18 protein-coding genes and 3 pseudogenes are annotated in these 20,359 nt (G+C 60.3%); 5 read left to right on the plus strand and 16 right to left on the minus strand.

All coding sequences use genetic code 11. The features are described from left to right. Nucleotides 1-3 precede the first annotated feature (3 nt). The 5 genes from HX898_RS24470 to HX898_RS24490 are packed head-to-tail and all read right to left on the minus strand — an operon-like array spanning nt 4 to nt 4,261. Entirely contained in the window at nt 4-975 is a 972-nt protein-coding gene (locus tag HX898_RS24470) for a biotin-dependent carboxyltransferase family protein (RefSeq protein WP_138390783.1), read from the minus strand. Beyond that, complete coding sequence (locus tag HX898_RS24475; RefSeq protein WP_138390782.1) at nt 965-1,840, minus strand: carboxyltransferase domain-containing protein; 876 nt, start codon at nt 1,838-1,840, stop codon at nt 965-967. The genes HX898_RS24470 and HX898_RS24475 overlap by 11 nt, the downstream gene beginning before the upstream one ends. Beyond that, a complete protein-coding gene (locus HX898_RS24480) occupies nt 1,840-3,225 on the minus strand; it encodes an acetyl-CoA carboxylase biotin carboxylase subunit (RefSeq protein ID WP_180196008.1) in 1,386 nt (461 codons plus the stop codon). Before HX898_RS24480 ends, HX898_RS24475 begins: the two co-directional genes overlap by 1 nt. Next, entirely contained in the window at nt 3,222-3,464 is a 243-nt protein-coding gene (locus HX898_RS24485; RefSeq protein ID WP_180196009.1) for an acetyl-CoA carboxylase, read from the minus strand. The genes HX898_RS24480 and HX898_RS24485 overlap by 4 nt, the downstream gene beginning before the upstream one ends. A gap of 20 nt (nt 3,465-3,484) precedes the next feature. Further along, nucleotides 3,485-4,261, minus strand: coding sequence for a 5-oxoprolinase subunit PxpA (locus HX898_RS24490; protein WP_180196010.1), 777 nt, complete (start codon nt 4,259-4,261; stop codon nt 3,485-3,487). A 285-nt stretch (nt 4,262-4,546) separates the two neighbouring features. Here HX898_RS24490 and HX898_RS24495 point away from each other — a divergent pair, with 285 nt between their 5' ends. Further along, complete coding sequence (locus HX898_RS24495) at nt 4,547-5,455, plus strand: LysR family transcriptional regulator (protein WP_180196011.1); 909 nt, start codon at nt 4,547-4,549, stop codon at nt 5,453-5,455. Nucleotides 5,456-5,575: 120 nt separating this feature from the next. Next, nucleotides 5,576-5,823, plus strand: a pseudogene (locus HX898_RS24500) (chloride channel protein); the annotation flags it as partial. Nucleotides 5,824-6,004: 181 nt separating this feature from the next. On the opposite strand, the gene HX898_RS24505 reads toward HX898_RS24500, so the two are convergent. After that, a complete protein-coding gene (locus HX898_RS24505) occupies nt 6,005-6,205 on the minus strand; it encodes a helix-turn-helix domain-containing protein (protein WP_138331155.1) in 201 nt (66 codons plus the stop codon). 438 nt (nt 6,206-6,643) lie between these two features. Here HX898_RS24505 and HX898_RS33335 point away from each other — a divergent pair. Beyond that, a pseudogene (locus HX898_RS33335) lies at nt 6,644-6,766 on the plus strand (DNA polymerase IV); the annotation flags it as partial. A 105-nt stretch (nt 6,767-6,871) separates the two neighbouring features. Here the strand turns inward: HX898_RS33335 and HX898_RS24510 are convergent. The 9 genes from HX898_RS24510 to HX898_RS24550 form a co-directional block, all read right to left on the minus strand. After that, on the minus strand, nt 6,872-7,810 hold the full coding sequence (locus tag HX898_RS24510; protein ID WP_180196012.1) for a choline/ethanolamine kinase family protein: 939 nt from the start codon (nt 7,808-7,810) through the stop codon (nt 6,872-6,874). Between the two features lie 11 nt (nt 7,811-7,821). Continuing rightward, nucleotides 7,822-8,790 carry a phosphotransferase gene (locus HX898_RS24515; RefSeq protein ID WP_180196013.1) on the minus strand — a complete coding sequence of 323 codons (969 nt, stop codon included), beginning with the start codon at nt 8,788-8,790 and terminating at the stop codon, nt 7,822-7,824. Nucleotides 8,791-8,802: 12 nt separating this feature from the next. Next, complete coding sequence (locus HX898_RS24520) at nt 8,803-10,089, minus strand: Zn-dependent hydrolase (protein WP_180196014.1); 1,287 nt, start codon at nt 10,087-10,089, stop codon at nt 8,803-8,805. Continuing rightward, on the minus strand, nt 10,082-10,846 hold the full coding sequence (locus HX898_RS24525; RefSeq protein ID WP_065277039.1) for a DeoR/GlpR family DNA-binding transcription regulator: 765 nt from the start codon (nt 10,844-10,846) through the stop codon (nt 10,082-10,084). Before HX898_RS24525 ends, HX898_RS24520 begins: the two co-directional genes overlap by 8 nt. A gap of 114 nt (nt 10,847-10,960) precedes the next feature. After that, nucleotides 10,961-12,784 (minus strand): ABC transporter ATP-binding protein, encoded by a 1,824-nt coding sequence (locus tag HX898_RS24530; protein WP_180196015.1) that lies wholly within the window; start codon nt 12,782-12,784, stop codon nt 10,961-10,963. Further along, nucleotides 12,781-13,704, minus strand: coding sequence for an ABC transporter permease (locus HX898_RS24535; protein WP_171598350.1), 924 nt, complete (start codon nt 13,702-13,704; stop codon nt 12,781-12,783). Before HX898_RS24535 ends, HX898_RS24530 begins: the two co-directional genes overlap by 4 nt. Beyond that, nucleotides 13,704-14,684 carry an ABC transporter permease gene (locus HX898_RS24540; protein ID WP_180196016.1) on the minus strand — a complete coding sequence of 327 codons (981 nt, stop codon included), beginning with the start codon at nt 14,682-14,684 and terminating at the stop codon, nt 13,704-13,706. Before HX898_RS24540 ends, HX898_RS24535 begins: the two co-directional genes overlap by 1 nt. 130 nt (nt 14,685-14,814) lie before the next feature. Continuing rightward, the gene (locus HX898_RS24545; RefSeq protein ID WP_180196017.1) at nt 14,815-16,398 is read right to left on the minus strand and encodes an ABC transporter substrate-binding protein; all 1,584 of its coding nucleotides are present in this window, start codon (nt 16,396-16,398) and stop codon (nt 14,815-14,817) included. Between the two features lie 283 nt (nt 16,399-16,681). Next, the gene (locus HX898_RS24550; RefSeq protein WP_180196018.1) at nt 16,682-16,825 is read right to left on the minus strand and encodes a hypothetical protein; all 144 of its coding nucleotides are present in this window, start codon (nt 16,823-16,825) and stop codon (nt 16,682-16,684) included. On the opposite strand from HX898_RS24550, the pseudogene HX898_RS24555 reads away from it, so the two are divergent. Then, nucleotides 16,778-17,262 (plus strand): annotated as a pseudogene (locus tag HX898_RS24555) (LysR substrate-binding domain-containing protein); the annotation flags it as partial. The gene HX898_RS24550 and the pseudogene HX898_RS24555 sit on opposite strands and share 48 nt — an antisense overlap. A gap of 365 nt (nt 17,263-17,627) precedes the next feature. Here the strand turns inward: HX898_RS24555 and HX898_RS24560 are convergent. Then, nucleotides 17,628-18,548 (minus strand): LysR family transcriptional regulator, encoded by a 921-nt coding sequence (locus tag HX898_RS24560; RefSeq protein WP_180196019.1) that lies wholly within the window; start codon nt 18,546-18,548, stop codon nt 17,628-17,630. A 108-nt stretch (nt 18,549-18,656) separates the two neighbouring features. On the opposite strand from HX898_RS24560, the gene HX898_RS24565 reads away from it, so the two are divergent. Continuing rightward, on the plus strand, nt 18,657-20,267 hold the full coding sequence (locus HX898_RS24565) for a GMC family oxidoreductase N-terminal domain-containing protein (RefSeq protein ID WP_180196020.1): 1,611 nt from the start codon (nt 18,657-18,659) through the stop codon (nt 20,265-20,267). Nucleotides 20,268-20,359: the final 92 nt, after the last annotated feature.

A 20,359-nucleotide genomic window follows, 5' to 3' on the forward strand; every position in this document is an offset into this window, starting at 1 on the left:
TTCCTAGGCCAATGCCGTGCGAAGGCTGGTCAACAGGGCTTGCCGGTCCGCCCGCGCCTTAAGCGCCTCGTCCATCGTCACCTTGACGAAGCGGGTGGGCGTATGAGGCTGGAGCTGGCCGATAAGATCCATGTCGGCGGAGATGACCGTTCCAACCATGAAGTAGCCGCCACCCGAGACGGCGTCCCGGTGCAGGATGATCGGTTCGGTGCCGCCCGGGACCTGAATGGAGCCATAGGGATAGCAGCTGTCGACGATGTTCGACGGATCGGAACCCGCGCCAAAGGGTTGCTCGCGCTCAACGAAATCGAGCTTGCGTCCGCCCTTGAAGCGATAACCCATGCGGTCGGCCTCGTTGGCGACCTTCCATTCGTCGGCGAAGAAGTTTTGCTGCGATTCTTCCGTGACGCGGTGCCAGTAGAGGCCCGGCAAAACGCGAAGCTCCGCCAGCATGCCCGGCTTACGGCGCAAATCCTCGGTGACGGTCCGACCCTCGGTCGCAAGACTAGCAGTGCTGACCGGAAGTTCGTCGCCGGCTGCGATCGCCCGGCCCTTGTAGCCGCCGAGCGCGCCGATCGGATAGGTCGAGCGGCTGCCAAGTGCTTCCGGCACATCGATGCCGCCCGAGACAGCGATGCAGATACGTGCGCCGGATTTGAGGTAGTCGAAGGTCAGGGTCTGCCCGGCCTTGACCTTGAAGGCGGTCCAGCCGGGTTGCGCGACGCCGTCGACCTTGGCCGGCATCTCGGCGCCGGTGACGGCAACCAGTGCATCCTCGGTGAATTCAAGCTTCGGACCGATGAAGACGGCTTCAAGCCCGGCAGCACCCTCGTCATTGCCAACGAGCAGGTTTGCCGCCCGCATCGCATAACGGTCCATCGCACCGCCGACGGGTATGCCGAGGTGGAAATAGCCGGGCCGGCCGAGATCCTGGACGGTGGTGGCGAGACCATGGTGGAGAACCTTAATGGCCATTGAGCATGCCCTCCAGCGTGGCGTTGTAGCCGTCGATGTCCTTCTGGAACTCCCTGAGATCGAAGCTAACCTCGCGGATCGGCGGAGCAAACCGGCCCTTGTCGACATCCTCGACCGCCTGGTCGTAGGCATCGCGGCCGATCGGCTTGAACTTGACGATGTCGCCGGGGCGGAAGAACACCATGAAGTCTCGGAGATAGCTGGTGGTCTGGGTCGGATCGAAGATCGGCATCGGAGTGATGCCGAACATCTGGTAGCCGCCGGCACCGCGTACCGAGTAGATGCATCCGAAGCAACCGCCATGGCCGACGGTCAGTCTCGGGGTATCGGTGCGCGGGCGAAGGTATTTCGGAACCTGGATCTGCCTTTGGCGCTCGACCATCTGGTACATGAACGGCAGCCCGGCGACGAAACCAACCATGGAGACGAACCAGGGCGAACCCGAATGGGCGGCGACGAAATCATCGACCGAACCGAAATTGTTGATGCGGGCGGCGTAGTCGAGATCGGTACCCGCAGGATCCTGGTGGCGCTCGCGGAAGCGCATGAGCGTTTCGTGCGTCCAGGGATCATTGTAGAACACCGGAATTTCGACGATGCGGGTCCTGATCACCGGTTCGGCCTTGCTGGCGGCTCCTTCGATCGACTTTACCTCCCGCAGGATATCGTCGGGGTGGATGATGTCGGGATTGAACTTGATCTGGAACGATGCGTTGGCCGGGCAGATTTCGGTCACCCCCTTGATGCCACTTTCGCGAACCCCGGTTGCCATCGACAGGCTGGTGAAGAATGCTTCGAGCGACATCTCCTCACTGCATTCGATGAACAGATGCTCATCGCCCCCGAACGTATATCGTATGCTCATCAGGCAACCTCCGCGGTCTTGCCGGAAAGACCGGCGAATTCGGTTTCAAGCCATGTTTCGAGGAAGCGAGTGTGGAACGCGCCGCGCCGGACGCTCTCGTCGCTGGCAAGCGCCAGATGCAGCGGCACCGTCGTTGGAATGCCGGTAATCGTCAGGCCTTCGAGCGCGCTCTTCAGCCGCTCAAGGCATGCGTCGCGGCTTTCGGCCCAGACGATCAGCTTGCCGACGAGCGAATCGTAGAACGGAGGGATGGAATAACCTTCGTAGAGCATAGTGTCGAAGCGGATGGCTTCGCCCTCAGGAACTTTCAGCGTCTCGATCCGCCCTGGTGCCGGCATGAAATTGCGGGACGGATCCTCGGCATTGATGCGGCATTCGATGGCGTGGCCGCGCGCGACGATATCCTTCTGTGCGATCGACAGCTTGGCGCCGCCGCAAACCTTGATCATCTCCTGCACGAGGTCGATGCCGGTGATCATCTCGGTCACCGGATGCTCCACCTGGATACGGGTGTTGACCTCGATGAAGTAGAATTCGCGGGCGATCTCGTCGTAGAGATATTCGACAGTGCCCGCGCCGCGATAGCCGACCTCCCTGGCAAGCGCCACCGCGCTGGCGCACAGCTTTTCACGCACGTCCGCTGGCAGCAGGAAGGACGGCGCTTCTTCCCAGACCTTCTGGCGGCGGCGCTGCAGCGAGCATTCGCGCTCGAAGCAATGAACGAAATTCTCGCCGTCACCAAGGATCTGCACTTCGACATGACGCGCCTTGGTGATGACCTTCTCGAGATAAAGCCCGCCATCGCCGAAGGCGGCAGCGGCCTCCGCCGAGGCCTGCGGGAAATGCCTTTCCAGGTCCGCCATGTTGTCGGCGATGCGAATGCCGCGCCCGCCGCCACCGGCAGCCGCCTTGATCATGATCGGGAAGCCGGTCTTGTCCGCGATGGCGCGGGCCTCATCGAGGCTGGCGATTCGTCCGGCACTGCCGGGAACGGTCGGCACGCCGGCGCGGGCGGCCACCGCGCGAGCGGCGACCTTGTCGCCAAGCAGGCGGATCGCATCACCCTTGGGACCGATGAAGATCAGGCCCGCAGCTTCGACCGCGTCGGCGAAATCGGCATTTTCGGAGAGGAAGCCATAACCCGGATGCACTGCATCGACGCCCGTCGCCGTGGCGGCAGAAACAACGGCATTGATATTGAGGTAGGATTTGGCGGCGGATGGCGGGCCGATGTTGACGGCCTCGTCGGCAAGCTTCACGGCCAACATATCGGCGTCCGCGACGCTATGAACCTGTACGGTGCGGATGCCGAGCGCCTTTGCCGCCTTGATGATACGCACCGCGATCTCGCCGCGGTTAGCAACGAGGAGCGAGCGGATGGTCATGCTTCCACCTCTGCGATCACCTGACCTGCCATCACCGGCTCTTCATTGTCGACGAGGAAGCGGATGGCCGTGCCGTCGATGCCTGCCGGGATTTCCTGGAATGTCTTCATCACCTCGATCATGCCGATGGTGTCGGCACTTGCGACCGCGTCGCCGTCCGCCTTGAACGGGGCCGCGTCCGGCGCCGGCGTCCGGTAGAACGTGCCCGGCAAGGGCGATCTGATTTCGAGCTTGCTCATGTCTCTCTCCGCTTAAAGTCTCAGTGGCCTGCGATTTCCGAAACCGGCGCGATGCGGATGCCTTCGGCATTCAGCGCCGCGCGCATCTGGCGCACGATATCGAGCGCGCCAAGCGTATCGGAATGGAAGCAGATGGATTCAAAGGCGATGTCGACATCGCTGCCGGTGACCGTCCTGACCTTGCCTTCCCTGCAGGCGCGCACGACCTTTCGGGCGATCGCGGCGGGATCCGGACGCCCGGCATCGCGGGTAAAGACGATTGAGCCGGTGTCGTCGTAGTCGCGGTCCGCGTAGAACTCGCGCACGACCGGCTGGCCGGCTTCCTTTGCGACCCGGTAGGTTTCCGAACCGCCCATGCAGAAGATGTAGGCATTGGGCTCGACGGTGCGCATGTATTGCACGAAGATCTGCGAGAGTTCGGCATTGACAGCCATTTCCATATAGAGAGCGCCGTGCGGCTTCACATGCTGCAGGCGGGCGCCGTGGCGACGGGCGAACTCCCGCAGCGCGCCGACCTGATAGACCATGTCGTTGACCAGTTCCTTGGCCGTTCCGGCAATCTTGCGGCGGCCGAAACCCTGAAGATCGTTATAGCCTGGATGCGCGCCGATACCGACGCCATGTTCCGTTGCGAGACGAACCGTCTGGTCCATGAGGTTGGGATCGCCGGCGTGAAAACCGGCGGCAATATTAGCCGAGCTGATCAGCCCCATCAGCGTTGTGTCATCGGTATCGCCGACGCGCCACCGGCCGAAGGCTTCGCCCATGTCGCAATTGATGTCTACTGCATCGATCAACGTAGTGTTCCTCGCCTGCCTGCAATGGGGCCACGTTTCCGTCTGCCGCTTTTTTGACAAAATCAGGCTAGGACGAATTAATTCATTTGAAAAATTCAATTTTCATATGCTTACTATCTGAAAATCAGAATACAATGCTCAAATTCGGTGCGCCCGCGAAACACGTAATTTCAATCAGTTGAGACAAGTGCGCGCCGTTGCGTGCGGATATATGCTTCCTTTTTGGGTAGGCTCTTCTGATTTTCCGATGGCACGTTTTAGTTTATTGAATAGGAAGGCATCGTCATGGCGCTCAGTCTCCGGCAGCTTCGTTATTTTGTCGCGACCGCGGAACTCGGCCAGATTTCGCAGGCTGCGGTAGATCTTTCCATTTCGCAGTCCGCCGTGACGACGGCGATCAAGGAACTGGAGCAGACCGTCGGCGCCAGCCTGTTCATCCGTGCCCCACACGGCATGGACCTGACGGCAGCGGGGCGCCAGTTCCTGTCGCATGCCTATGACATCCTGAAAAAGGTGGATGAGGCAACGCACCTGAACGTCGTCAACAACGAAGTCGAGGGTACCCTGACGGTGGCGGCAACCTATACCGTCATCGGCTATTTTCTGCCCCTGCACATCGAACGGCTGCGGCGCCTCTTCCCCAAGCTCGATATCCAGCTCTTCGAATTGACACGGGAATCAATCGAGGAAGGTCTTCTGACCAACCGCTATGATATGTCGGTGCTACTCACCTCCAACATCCTCAACCCATCGCTTGTGACGGAAAAGGTGTTGAGTTCGACCCGCCGCCTGTGGGTGCCGGCGCAGCATCACCTGCTACAGGCAGATTCAGTGGGTTTGGAGGAAATCGCCGAGGAACCTTACATCATGCTGACCGTCGACGAGGCGGCCCATTCGTCGCTGAAATACTGGAGCGCCTCGCCCTACCAGCCCCAGGTGATCCTGCGCACGTCATCCGTCGAGGCGGTGCGATCCCTCGTCGCCAACGGCCAAGGCGTGGCAATCCTCTCCGACATGGTGCACCGGCCTTGGTCACTGGAAGGACGGCGGATCGAAACCATCAATGTGCGCGATCCGGTGCCGGCCATGGATGTTGGTCTTGCATGGCGTAAGAACATCGAACTTTCACCGCCGATGCTCGCCTTCCGATCCTATTTCCAGCAGGCATTCCACCTGCCAGGGAATGCGCGCTAAGACTATAGGTTTGTATTGCTCGCCTTGATGCCAGTCGAACCGGTGACGCCTCGCGATTTGCGGCGCGCCGACCGAACTGTCGCGACTGGGGCCTGGTTCTGACCCGTGGTGTCGGCGGTGGCGCTCGAAGGAAGGGCCCTGCGGTTGCCGTTCTTCGTCGAGAAGCTCGCCGCCAGCTTCCTGTCGGTGCTGGATTCGGAAGCAGGGTCGGTTCGCTGCTTGGTACCAGCATCACGTTGGCGGCCATCCCTGGCATGGCGCGTTATTTCGCGGGCGTAGTGCAGGCACCGATGACTGCCTTCGTCATCATCCTGGAAATGACCGGCGACCACCAGGCCGTTATCCCGATCATGGCAGTGTCGATGATCAGCTGCTTTGCCATTGGATCCTTGCGGTCGAGCAATACGGAACGGTCAAAGTCAGGCAGGCCGTTCCTACAAGCATTCTCTGCAAGGTGAGGCGCCCCGCAGCCACGGCCCCGCCGCGTGTCGATCCGGAGGTCCGGATACAACTGGCGAAAGAAGTGCCAACGTCCAGGCGCGTGGTTCCTCATTCGATGATCCTCTTGCGGAAAGCGGCGGCGATCAACGCAGTGTCCTTATAAACGTTGAACTCGTCCTTTAAGCGACCGATGTGCGTGCGCACCGTATAGGCGGAACAACCCAGGATTATCGCAATTTCCTGGGCGCTTTTTCCCTCGCACATGAGCGTTAGTACTTCCTTTTCACGCGGCGTTACTCGAGGCTCCATAAAACCACATATGGTGCTGCCGTTGCCAATTTGACAGCCGGGAATGAAGATGAGGAGCGTAAAGTTTGCGGCATTGCAATAGTTGATAATGCAGCGCAATATAACTGTCACACTCTGTGCAGTGAGAGGCGCCGTGCGAATGAGGATTTGCATATATAAGTCGGATAGAGCACCTGACCTTACCCTCTTGCTGCGAGAGGGCTTACCCGTACCCCTTGATACAAAGATAGACAAATGGACCAAAATTAAGGTCGTCACTGACAGGGAGATGAGCGCAGACCTTTTGGTTCAAATTGGAGGTCCGGGGTATTTGGTAGTTCGCCTTGGCACGATTGTACGACATTAGGCAATTGCACAGCCGTTGCGGCCGCGTTACCAAGATGCCATCGTCGCATCGCGGGTCTTTGTCTACCGAAACACGCACCCTCGCGCTTGTGAGCCGAGAAGCCGCTTGCTGAGAAAGTCTGGCGCTATTGCGAGACGCAGGACATCAGCGGCAAGACGGTGACCGGCAAAATCAAATATTCGGACGTCACCCGGCGCGAAGCGCGGACGACGGCCACCACACTGTGCCAGAGTGGCATGCTCATGCGATTATCGCGCGCCTAAGAAATGCGCTGGAATTCGAGTCAGGTTTTCCGCCGATCATCTGAAAAATCCACCGGATCAAACGGCCTTGAGATACTCGACCCAGCGCGGATCCTGCATGGCCACGCGAGCGCGCATGTGTTTCCAGGCGCCATATTTGTAGAAATCAAAATCGAGCGCCGAGACAACATTCTGGACCATGGCCCAAGTCGACCATTTCACATCGGCAAGCGCCCGATGCACGGCAAGACGGGCTTTCATTCGCGGATCGAAGCGGCCGAAATATTCCTCTATGACCTCTGCCTCCACGGCATCGGAGAAGAACATCTCGCCGCACCAAATGCCGATATCGTAGCAACGGTCGTTATTGGAGGCATATTCGTAGTCGATGAGCATCAGCGACTTGTCGTCGGCGACCATAAAATTACCCGCCATAGGATCGTTAAAGCAAGCAACGAGATCAATGCCGGAAGCTTCGAGAGCTGCGCGCGCGAGCCGGTATTGCTTGTAAAGCCAGGCAAAATCGATCGGAAAGGCACCGCCCAATTCGCGCACCTGCTCGATATGCTCGTCGATCATGTCAAAGACCGTCTTGGTCAGCGGCAAGCGGCCTGAATCGTTGAAGGTGCGGTAGAGCCCGACGACGGCTTTGCGCACTGTCGGATCCTGGAAATCGCGGTTGGTGCAGGCACGCCGACCTTCGATATAGTCGGCGATCTCGACACCCCTGTCAGCGAGATACTCATAAATCTTCGGGCCAATGCCGAGGTCCTGCGCCCGGCGGCTGGCGTCCAGCGCCGCCTTGCGGTCGATGAACATCTCGGTGCCGCGGCCGGGCACCTTGACGAAGAAATGGCCCTGTTCGCCAGCGACCCTGACCCGCCAGTTCGAATTGCTGATACCGCCGTGCACCGGACGGTAATGGAGTTCACGTTCAGACCACGGCTCAATTTCGCGCAGCAGGGATTCGATTTCCGCTTCCGCCTCGTTTGTCGCTTCCCCCAATCGTTTTTCCATGGTTTGATCCCTCAGAGTGTGCGGAGCATGAATTCGAAACGCGGATTGTGAAGCTCCATTCGGCAGCGCAACAGGCGCCATTGTGCATATTTCAGGAATTCGATACCGCCGCGCGGCGAAACCCTGTCCATCAGCATGCCCCACATGCCCCAGAAGAGATCGTCAGCAATGCCGTAAAGGCGGCAGCGGTTGAGCGACGTCTGGCGAAATTGTCCCTCGAAGATTTCGAGCGCCGGCTGCATTTCGCTGTCGAACTGGAAGGCCTCGTTGAGCAGGATGCCGATGTCGTAGAACGGATCGACATTGCGGGCCTCGTCGAAATCGACCAGTTGCACTCTACCATCCGGCGCGATCATGATGTTGGAGGCAAGACCGTCGGCATGGGCTGGTTTTTCATCGAAGCCGGTAGCGATGATCGCCGCTTCGATATCTCCGACGCATTCGCGCATCCACCATCCGTCTGCGGCAACCTCTGCGATGCCTGCATCGGCAAGCGCTTTTTCGACGACGCGGATGCGGTCGAACACTGTCCACGTTTCGCCAAGCGGCCTGCTGCCATGCAGGGCGCTCTTGGCGGCGATGACACTTTCCAGAACATCGCGCTTGCGCAGGTCGTCCATTCTGGCGGTATGCCAGGCTTCCGACAGGCGGTCGAAAACGACCGCCGACATTTCCGGGTTGTGCCAAAGGGGCGCCGGCGTCAGGCCCAGGGTTGAAGCCTGACGCGCGGCGCTAACGGACCTCTCCAGATCGATGAAATCCGACTGGTCCGTATGGAGAATTTTCAGGAAATAGGTGGCGGGCGCATCTCCCCTGGCAACGAACCAGCTCTGGCTGTCGACGGCGCGGTGCGTCGGCGAGGCGACACCCGCAATGCCCGGCGCATAACGCATGTCGGCGTTCGCCCAGCCCGAAACGGCGCGGATGGCGGCTTCAGCCTCCTTCTCATCCACTGTGGATGCTTGCCCGAGTGCCTTCATGCTCCCAATCCTTCAGTCGATGGTTTTCAGGATGTTGCCGTTGAGGCAGAATTTCCACAGCATGGCGCTGAGGATTTCCGCGCCCAGCAACCGGTCTTCCGGCGTGGTGAACTCCGTTGGGTGGTGGATGACGCCGCCGACGCTCGGCACGGCGATGACAACGGCCGGGGAAACGGCCGTCATGCTGACCGCGTCATGTCCGCCGATGGTGTCGAGCAACAAGGTTTCAAGGCCGAAGCCGGCAGCAGTATCCTGGGCCAGGGCAACCAGTCGCTCGTCCATGTTCCCGGCGCGGCGGCGGTCGATCGAGCGGACCTCGAAGCCGACATCCGCTTTCTTGGCGCAGAGGTCAGCTTTCTCGTTGAGCTGGGCTTCCGCCCAGGCAAGCACATCGGGCTTGGCAGAGCGCAATTCGATGAACATCACCGCCTCGCCGGGCACGACGTTGGGAGAATTCGGATAGACCTCGAGACGACCGCAGGAGGTGTGCAGGTCGATCCCGGCTTGGTCGGCAAAACCCTTCAACTCGGCGATCAGGTAGGCCGCGGCCAGGAGCGCGTCATGGCGCTCGGCCATCGGCGTCGGGCCGGTGTGCGCCTGGCGGCCGATGAAGGCGAGCCGGTATTTGACGTTGCCCCAGAAACGGTTGAAGATGGCAAAGCGCATGCCGTTCTTTTCCAGCTCGGCCGAACCCTCGATATGCAGCTCGATCAGCGCATCGGGAATAACCGGGCCGAAGGTGCCGGCATAACCGATGTCATCAAGAGCGTGATTGACGGAAATGCCGTCGCCATCCTTGCGGGCGAGCGCGAAATCGAGTGTCAGTTCGCCGGCATTGACGCCGCTGCCGAGAAGGCTCGGCTGGAAGCGGGCGCCCTCCTCGTTGGTCCAGTTGACGATGCAGAAATTGACTTTCGGCGTGACCCCAGCCGCGGCAACCTGCTTGCGTATGGCTTCGATCGCCGCGCAGGCGGCAATCACGCCGTAGGCGCCATCGAAGCGGCCGCCGTTCGGCTGGCTGTCGAGGTGCGACCCGCTCATGACCAGAGGTGCATCCGGCCCGGCCCAATCGAGGAAGCCGTACATGTTGCCCATCGGGTCGATCTCCAGGCGCAGGCCCGAATTCTTCAGCCAGTTCGCCAGCCAGTCACGTGCCGCCTTGTCTTCCCGTGACAGGGTCAGCCGCGTCATCGCACCACCCGGCCCGCCGCCGAAGACGGAGACTTCCTCCATCATCCGGTGCAGGGCTTCGGCATCGACCTCAGGCAGGGATCCCGGCTCGTTGCGGGTTTCAAGCATAAATCACCTTCACTTGCGCCTCTTCCAACTTTTCAAGGAAATCTGCCCGCGGAGGCGCATCGGTGATGAGCAGATCAACGTCACGAAAATTATAGGTGCAGAAATTACCCTGGCGGCCGAACTTGCTGCTGTCGGCGAGCATCACCACCTGCTTGGCATGGCGGCGCAACGCCCGGCGCACCAGCGCCTCGTCCTCGCCGAGGTCCATGAAACCGAGATTGACATCGACCGTCACCGCGCTGACGAAGGCGATATCGAAGAGATGTTCGCGGATCACATTGAGCGTATCGGTGCCGAGAAACGCCCGGTAGCTCGGCCGCAGAACGCCGCCGACCGCGACCACGTTATTGGATTCCACCCCCGACAAGGTCTGGATGATATCCAGCGAGTTGGTGTAGATATTGATCAGCGGCCGATCGACTAGATAGCGCGACAGCGCCAGCATCGTCGTGCCGCTGTCGAGGAAGATCTTGGTATGGTCGCGCAGCTCCCTGGCAGCGAGGGTTGCTATTTTTGCCTTTTCACGGGCATTGACGCGCATGCGTTGCGAGATCGGCTGATCGGCATCCCGACGCGGCGTCACGCCGCCGCCATAGATGCAGCGCAGGTGCCCTTCCATCTCCAGCTGCTTCAGGTCGCGGCGCACGGTTTCCGGGCTGACGGAAAATTCCGTCGCCAGTTCCTTGACCGTGACCCGGCCATGCTTGGCCAGCTCTTCGAGAATGTGTTGCAGACGTGCCTGGGGATGGTCGGTCATGAGGGCTTTCCCGGTCACAAGCCCATGGGCAAGTCTGTCGAACAGGCGTGTCCCGCCGCAGTTGCTGTTTCTTTCATCCTCTGATCCCCCGGGGTTTCGATGCAATTTGCGGTTTCAAGCTGCGGCATGGGAAAGCGTGTTTTCCACCAAAAAGCAAGCAGCCAGATCCTTGTTGCCGCGGGCGGTCAGGACCGGGCTTTGCTTGTGACAGCGGCCGAATGCGTTCGGGCAGCGGCTGGCGAAACTGCAACCGGGCGGCAGGTCGATCGGGCTTGGCGGCTCTCCTTCCAGCAGACACTCTTCCGGCTTGTAGCGGCGCTCCTCCAGCGTCGGCACGGCGCTGAGCAAGGCCTTGGTGTAGGGATGGCCTGGATCGAAGAACAGCCGGCCGTTGTCGGCGATCTCGACGACTTCGCCGAGATACATGACCGCAACGCGATTGCAGACACGCCGTACCATCGCCAGATCGTGAGAAATGTAGACATAGGTCAGGCCGTGCTGGGCCTGCAACTGCTCGAACAGCTTCAGCAATTTGAACTGCTCGGTCTGGTCAAGCGACGACAGCGTCTCGTCCATGATCAACACCTTCGGCTCCAGCACCATGGCGCGGGCGACGTTGACGCGCTGGCGCTGGCCGGCACTCAAACCCAGCGGAAGCTCATCGTAGAGCGTACCGGGCAGGCCGACCTCACGCATCACGGAGAGCACGCGGTCACGCAACTCCGCGCCCCTTACGATGCCGTGCGTCTTCAGCGGCTCCTCGATGATGGCGCCGATGGCGGTGCGTGGCGGCAGCGAATTGAAGGGATCCTGCAGCACCAGCTGAAAATCGCGCCGGAATTTCAAAAGCCCCTTGCCGGAAAGCCTGGTGATATCCTGTCCGTCGCAGAGGACCTGGCCGCTATCGGGCCGTTCCAGCCGGCTGAGCAAGCGCATGAGAGTGGACTTGCCGCAGCCGGATTCGCCAACGATGCCGAAGTTCTCGCCCGGAAAGACGTCGAAGGTGACGTTGCGCACGGCACGCACGGTGCTGTAGCTGGCAAAGGTGCCGCGCTTACGCACCCGGTAGGAACGCGTGGCATCGCGAATGCTGATGATCGGCTCGCGGGTCTCAGCCGACAGGTCGATGGTAACAGCTTCGCTCGTCCAAATCTTCGGGATCTGGCTGATCAGCTCGCGGGTATAGGGATGCTCCGGCGTGTTGACGAGTGCCTTCGTTGCCTGCCGCTCCACGACCTTGCCTTCGGCCAGCACCAGGATCTGATCGGCAGCGTCGCTCACCAGCGGCAGCGACGAGGATATGAAGACGATCGCCGTGTCGAAACGCGTGGTCAACTCCCGCATCAGGCGCAGCACCTGGGCGGCGACCGTAACATCAAGCGGCTGGGTCACATTGTCGGCGACGAGGAAAGCCGGATTGCTGACCAGCGCATCGACGATCAGGGCGCGCTGCATCATGCCGCCGCTGAATTGCGATGGATATTCGTGATAACGCATCTGCGGCGAAGGGATGCGCACCGCGCCAAGCAGATCGATGACCCGCTTCCTGGCTTCCTCATGCGCAATCTCCGGTGCGACCGCGCGCAGTTTCTCGACGATCTGCTGGCCGACCGGCAGGGTCGGATCGAGAGCCCCCGCCGGATTAGCGCCGACATAGGCGATCTCACGGCGCAGCGTGCGCAGCTTCTGTGCCGGCAGATCGAGGATGTTCTGGGATTTGTAGACCACCGATCCGGAGGTGACTTTCAGCGGCGGATCGATCCAGTTGACGAGTGCACGCGAGAGCACGGTCTTGCCGGCACCACTCGCGCCGATGATTCCGAGAATTTCGCGCGGGGCCAGATCGAAGTCGATATCGGAAATGATCGGACGCATGCTAGCGCCCGTTTCCAGGCCAACGCTCAGATCGCGAACCTGCAGAAGCGGTGTGCCAGTCACGATTTGCCTCCATAGATACGATTGCGAGCCCGTTCGAGCGATGCGCCCATCAGGTTGATGCTGGTCAGGCACAGACACAGGAACACGCCCGGCATGGTGGCGATCCACCAGGCATTGAGCAGATACTTGCGGCCGTCGGCGATGATGTTGCCGAAGGTCGGCGTCGGCGGCTGAACGCCCAACCCGATGAAGCCGAGGATGGATTCGAAGATCATCATCCGGGCGACATCGAGCACCGACACGAAGATGATCGGCGGCAGTACCAAGGGCGCCAGCAGGCGCACCATGATGCGGAAATCGGACGCACCATAGATTTCGGCGGCGCGCACATATTCCCGCTTGCGCTCGGTCATCACGACGCTGCGGGTGACGCGGGCATAGACCGGCCAGCTCGACAGGCCGAGGACGAGGATGATCGCCGGGATCGTCGGACGCGAGACGCCAAGCACGGTGATCGCCAGGATGATCATCGGGATCGACAGCTGGGCATCGGTCAGGCGCATGATCGCCATGTCGACGCGGCCGCCATAGTAGCCGGCGATCGTGCCGAGCGAACAGCCGATAATCAGCATGACGAGAACGGTGGAAAGCCCGATCAACAACGAGTAACGCAGGCCGACAAGGCTGCGCACCAGCATGTCGCGGCCGATCTGGTCAGTGCCGAGCGGCGCCGTCCAGCTCCATTTGTCGCCCATGAACGGCGGCGCATGCAGGCGCGTGGCGACACTCATCTTCGTGGGGTCGATGCCGCTCAGTTGCGGATAAAGCAGGGCCGCCAGAACTAAAACGATGAAAATCGCAGCGCCGACACGGAATTCGTTGGAGGCAAGGGCAATCCGCCAGATACGCCGCGCCACCGAAGCTCCGCGTTGTGTTGCCGGAACCGGGTTTGCCGGCATGTCTGTCTCTGTCACGCTCATCAATATTCCAACCTTGGATCGATCATGGTGGCAATCAGGTCGACTGCGATGTTGATGAAGACGAAGATCGCGCTGGTGACGATGGCGATCCCCTGGATCAGCGGGAAATCTCGCTGCAGCACGGCGTTGATGGTCAAAAGTCCAAGGCCCGGATAGTCGAAGATGAATTCGACGACGAGGACGCCGCCCAGCAGGCCGCTGATCTGGATGCCGATCAGGTTGAGCAGCGGAACGGAGGCATTCCGCAGCGCATGGGCGACGATGATGCGGCTTCGGCTAAGGCCACGGACATTGCCGACTGCAATGAAGGGCTCCATCATCACGGTAGCCACCGATCCGGTCAGCGTCCGGATCAGCACCGGCGCCAGTTCGACGGCAAGAACGATCGCCGGCAGGATGGTATAGGCAAAGCCGGAGTAGCCGATCGCCGGCAGCCAACCGAGCTTGACCGACAGAAGCATGGCAAGGACGATGCCGAGCCAGAAGTTCGGCAGCGATATGAAGATCGAGGAAATGTAGAAGGCGACGCGATCCGGCCATCGTCCGGGCGCCAGTCCGCCGGGAATGCCGACGATAAAGGAGAAGACCAGGGCGAAAAATATTGCCAGTCCGCCGAGTTGCAGCGTCATCGGCAGGGTGTCGCCGATCAGGGTTAGCACTTCGGCGCGCTCGCCGCGGGTGGAATCGCCGAAACTGGAACCGCCGGTGGAAGCACCGCTTGCAGGCCGCACGAAGGATTGCCCGAGATCCCCCCTGACGACGCCGCTCATGTAGCGGCCGAACTGCACGAGGATAGGATCACGCAGGCCCATGTCCTTGGCGATCTGCTCGATCAGCGCTTCCGGCGCCATGCCGCCGGCCATCAGCCGGACCGGATCGCCGGGAACCACACGCAGCAGCGTGAAGATAAGCAGCGTCACCAGAAAGACGATCAGCGCACCTTGCGCCAGCCGTCGAACCAGAAAACTGAGAATGAACATGTCATATCCTGGCAGCAATCGGAGCGATCCGCCCTGAGCGGCGACGGTCGCGGTCGTTTGTTGACATCATGAGCGAAACGAAAATCTCCGCGGCGCCGGCCTCCGGTGCCGCGGAAAACGCAAGCCAGCGTCAGCCGAACGCAGCCTTCGAGGCGTCCATGGACCCGTCAGGATAGATGAAGAGACCGGCCAGCGACTTGTCCATCGCGTGGATCATCACCGAAGTGAACAGTGACAGGGCCGGCACTTTTTCGGCAAGCATGGGCATGGTTTCGGTCTGCAGGATTTTCTTGCGCTCATCGAGCGACGGGGCACTGCGCTCCTTGTCGAGTGTCGCGTCGAGTTCCTTGTCGACGATGCCGGTGATGCGCTTCGAGGTCGAATGGAAATGCGTGCGCAGCACGAGGTCGGGTTCGGGCGAACCGGTGGACCAGCCGCAATCGACCATATGGCCGGGGCCGCCGCCCGGACGATCGTAGAGGCGTTCGTTCCAGGCGGCGATTTCCAGAACGGAGAGCGACACCTGAAAACCTTGTTCCTGCAGCATGGCGGTGATGACCTCGCCGTACTCCTTGGTCTTCGGGTAGAAGCCGACGGAGGTGATGTATTCCAGCGGCGGCAGACCCTCGCCCTTCGGGAAGCCGGCCTCGGCCAGCAGCGCCTGGCATTTTTCCGGGCTGTATTCCGGGTAGTTCGGCAGGTCGATATAGCCGAACTTCACCGGCGACACGTAATTGGACGACGCATGACCGGCCGAGCCCAGAATTTCGACGATCATCGAGCGGTCGATCGCGTGGCAGGCCGCCTTGCGGATGAGCGGGTTGTCGAACGGCGCCTTCGAGCAGCGGAACCAGAGATATTTGTTCTCGACCGAGACGACGCTGCTGATGGCGATCTTGTCGTTGCCCTCGAGCGAGGTCACCTGTTCCGGTTCCAGACGTTCGACGATCGAGGCCTGGCCATTGAGCAGGGACAACATGCGTGTCGTGCTGTCGCCGACGAAATTGAAGCTGATGCCGGGGATCTTCGGCGCGCCGAGGAAGTAGTCCGGATAGGCTTCGAGGATCGTGGCATTGCCTTCCTGCTTGACGAATTTGAACGGGCCAGTTCCGTTCAGGCGCTGCGTCAGCGGCCCAGTCGGGCCACCGGCGACATCGGTCGCCGACATGATCGGCAGGTACGAGGCGAGGAAGATGAACAGATGGGCCGGATATCCGCCCTTGGAGGTATCAACGATGACGGTGTAGTCGTCAGGGGTGGTGATAACAAGCGTATCGGTCGGGCCGGGATAGAATTGAGCCGGGCGGTCGGGGCCGGAGCCGTATTCGAAGGTCGCCTTGACGTCTTCGGCCTTGAAGGGTTTGCCGTCGTGGAATTTCACGCCCTCGCGCAGCTTGATCTCGAGCTTGTTGGGATCGAGAAGCTTGATGCTGGTCGCCAGTTCATAGACCACTTCGTCGGGCTTTTCGACCGTCATCGGAGTCCGCGTCAGGAAGCCCATGACGAAGCCTTCGATATTCTTCTGCGACAATGTCGTGTGGCCGGTCGGGTCCCAGTTGCCCGTAATATTTTCGGCCGACAGGAATACCACCGTCTTGCCGGATTGAGCAAAGGCCGAAGTGAACAGGAAATCCGGGTTGATCTGCAGGAGACCGGCACCGGCGCCAGCCGCACCGAGCCCGGCGAGGAAATTGCGTCTGCTGATGTCATTCATAAGCTGTTTCCCTTTTTTGTGGTTTTATGTGGCTTTCTTATTATTCCACGATATCGGGCATTTTTTCCTTTTTCAATGGGCTCTCGTAAATTAGAAAACCGCAATGCCATACTCTCGTCGCAAGCCGACTCCGACGACTTGTATTCTGTTGATTATAAGTGCATTTTCGGAAAATTCGATCGCTGCGGCGCTAGCGAAGATCTCAAGAATGGTGAATTTTTCAGCATTTATCTATTGCGCAGGCAGAATAAGCGGATCAGATATTTCTATAAATATCACAAAATCACATTTTGGCGCCTAAAAAATACGCAGGGAAAGGCAACGCGCAAATCTCGCCATCTCCACCGACAACAGTTGCTCCTTTTGCGGCCATTCCCACATAGGCGTGTTCGATTTCGACCGTGACGACATAGACATGGCGATTCATATCGGCCAGCCCGATTGGCCCGGTGCGGAAAGCATATTTCTTATGAACGAGATGGTAGCACCGATCGCGTCCCCGTCTTTTCTCAGTTCACATCCCATCGTGAGGGCCGAAGATCTGCTTCGCCTGCCGCTGCTGCAGATGGCGTCCCGTCCCGGGGCCTGGAGCCATTTTTTTGAAAGCCTCCAAGTCAACGGCACCCCATCGCAGGCCATGCGGTTCGAACAGTTCAGCAACGTGGCCCAAGCCTGCATTGCCGGACTGGGGCTCGCGTTGATGCCGCTTTTCCTCATCGACTCCGAGCTCGCAAATGGCCAGCTCGTTCAAGCCTTTCCACATCAGGTCAAAAGCACCAGCGCCTATTATGCGGTCGCGCCACTGAGCAGGAAGGACTTCCGCCCTGTCGGGCGTTCCGCGCATGGCTGCTGGACGAGGTCGCCGCGTTGCCAGGAAGGCGAATCGGCAGATGGCGGCGGTTGATGAAGCCACAGCTGAGACACCTTCGACAAATCGGCGACATAATCGTTGATCGATGCCTCGGATGGGTCCGCAATGGGCGCCGATAGCGGGAGAGCATTTAAAAGCTCTTGAAAAGATTTGAACCCGAAACCCAGTCCTCTACCTTCGGCATCATTGAAATTTCCGGCTCTTGATCTTCAGCGAAGGATTGGGATTGTTGCCTGTACACCTGAACCTGCCCGTGCGCCTGAGGGATGTCGGAATTCCAAAGAACGGACTGCCTCTGCTGGCGGACAATATAGGACGCTATGTTGAAACCCCTTTTGATCGTCCGGATAGAGGCATGCTACGATGCTGACGTATCGCGTGTCGAAGAAGCCTTAGCAAACAACGATCTTTCCCTTCGAACTGCCGCGGTGAGTAAGTCGACAGTCTTGCGAATTCGGGCATGACGCCGAAGGTCCTCATGAACCGACAGCCAGTAGCTGCGGCGCAAGAGGAACGACGGCTGCAGGACCGGGACAAGCAGGTGTTTTCCTGCAGCAAGATAGGCCGGCAGAACGCCCATTGCCATGCCGCTTTCAATCATGGCGCATTGGGCAATGATGCTCGTACTCGTGAACCGCATCGCCGGCTTCAGATCCGCAATGTCGAGATAGGCAAGCTCCCTCGTGTGGAGAAGCCCCGCGATGTAGCCGCAGAGCGTGTGGCCGGTCAAATCGTCCAGCGTCTGGGGAAAGCCGTTTCGCCGGAGATAGTCACGGGTGGCGTAAAAGCCCAACTCATAATCGGTCAGCTTGCGTGTCGCCAGGCTGCCTTCTTCCGGGCGATCGAGCGAAATAGCGATGTCGGCTTCCCGCGAAGAAAGCGAATAGGTCTGAGGTAAAGCAACAAGCTCGATGTCAAGGTTCGGATAGTCTTGCATGATGGCTGCAATGCGTCCGCCGAGGTAACCTACTCCGAGCCCCTCCGGTGCACCGATCCGCACGCGGCCCGTCATGCCGGTTGTCGTCTCGGCACCGAGCCCGCCGATCTCCTGGAGGACGATCGATTCCAGCTTGACCGCCGAGCGTCTGAGATCTTCGCCGGCCGACGTGATGCGCAACCGCCGCCCGGCCCGTTCGAATAGCTGAACCCCAAGGCTCTCCTCGAGCTTGGCTAGACGGCGGCTGATAGTTGAGTGGTCAAGCGCCAGGGCCTTTGCCGCATCGATAACCCGGCCAGTGCGAGCGACGTGCAGAAATACCCTGATATTGTCCCAATCCATCTTTCCAGAACTCCTTTTTGCACATCGTATGTGCTTCTCCGCGCCTTGTCTTCAGTGGCGTCGCCGATAAACCCGTTTTGGATATCGATCGTAAGGCGGAGAAAAGCGATGGAGGGAGATTATGATTACATTGTCGTGGGGGCAGGGACGGCAGGGTGTATCCTTGCGAACAGGCTGTCTGAAAGCCCAAGGAACCGCGTGCTGCTCCTTGAGGCCGGCAGCAAGGACAACTGGATCTGGTTTCATATTCCCGTCGGTTATCTTTTCACCATCGGCAATCCCCGCTCCGACTGGATGTTCAAGACGGAGGCCGAAGCCGGCCTGAACGGCCGTTCGCTGTCCTACCCGCGCGGCAAAGTCATCGGCGGCTCCTCCGCGATCAACGCAATGATCGCCATCCATGGTCAGGCGGCGGACTATGATGGATGGGCGAGCCTTGGTCTTGCGGGCTGGGGCTGGCAGGACGTTCTGCCCCATTTCCGGCAGATGGAAGATCACTTTATGGGGGAAAGCGCGCATCATGGCATAGGCGGCGGCTGGCGCGTCGAGGCCCCGCGTCTTTCCTGGCCGATCCTCGACGCCGTTCGGGAGGCTGCAGCGGAACTCGGCGTCGCCAAGATCGCGGATTTCAACACGGGTGACAATGAAGGATCCGGCTATTTTCACGTCAATCAGAAACGTGGTCGTCGGTGGTCTTCGGCAAGGGGTTTTCTGAAGCCGGTCTTAGCGCGGGCGAACCTGCGGCTTGAAACAGGCGTTCTGGTGGACAGGCTGGTCATCGAAGACGGTCGGGCAACGGGGGTGCGCTATATCCGCGACGGCGTCTTAAGAACGGCGACGGCAAGAGGCGAAGTCGTGCTGAGTGCCGGCGCCATCGGCTCCGTCCAGCTATTGCACCGGTCGGGCATCGGGCCGGCTGAATGGCTTTCTGCCGCGGGCATCGAACCGGCTCTCGCGCGGCCCGGCGTCGGGCGCAATCTCCAGGATCATCTGCAGCAACGCGCCGTCTACAGGATCAGCGGCGCCCGTACGCTTAATGAAACCTATCACTCGCTTCTGCGCCGTGGCCTGATGGGGATCGACTACGCCCTGCGTCGCCGTGGACCGCTAACCATGGCGCCGTCCCAACTCGGTCTGTTCATGCGCTCTGATCGGTCGCACGATCGCGCCAACATCCAGTTTCACGTCCAGCCCCTGTCTTTGGACAGGTTCGGCGAACCGTTGCATCGTTTTCCCGCGATCACCGTCAGCGCCTGCAATCTGAGGCCAACGTCGCGCGGCGAGGTGCGGCTGCGCTCAGCCGATCCCCACGCACCGCCGCTCATCGCCCCGCGCTATCTGACGACAGCGGAAGACAGGCGGGTGGCAGCGGACGCTATCCGCGCGACGCGGCGGCTGATGGCACAGCCCGCGCTGAGACCGTACCAGCCGGAGGAAGTTCTGCCGGGCATTGCCGTCGGCGACGACGACGCATCGCTTGCGAAGGCCGCCGGCGATATCGGCACCACCATCTTCCATCCGGTCGGGACCGCGAAGATGGGTCGCGCGGACGATCCGCTGTCCGTCGTCGATGCACGCCTGCGCCTCCACGGGGTAGCGGGCCTTCGCGTGATCGATGCGTCGATCATGCCGACGATCACCTCTGGCAATACCAATACGCCGACGGCGATGATCGCGATGAAAGGTGCTGCGATGGTCCTTGAGGATGCAAGCCGATAACCATGCACGGCCTTTCGTTCCGCTATTGTCACCGGACACGGAAACTGACATCATGGATCGGCTGGCTTCAATGAGCCGCTGATATTCCATGA

It is taken from the genome of Rhizobium sp. WYCCWR 11128, from assembly GCF_013416305.1.
GTDB classification, from domain to species: domain Bacteria; phylum Pseudomonadota; class Alphaproteobacteria; order Rhizobiales; family Rhizobiaceae; genus Rhizobium; species Rhizobium indicum.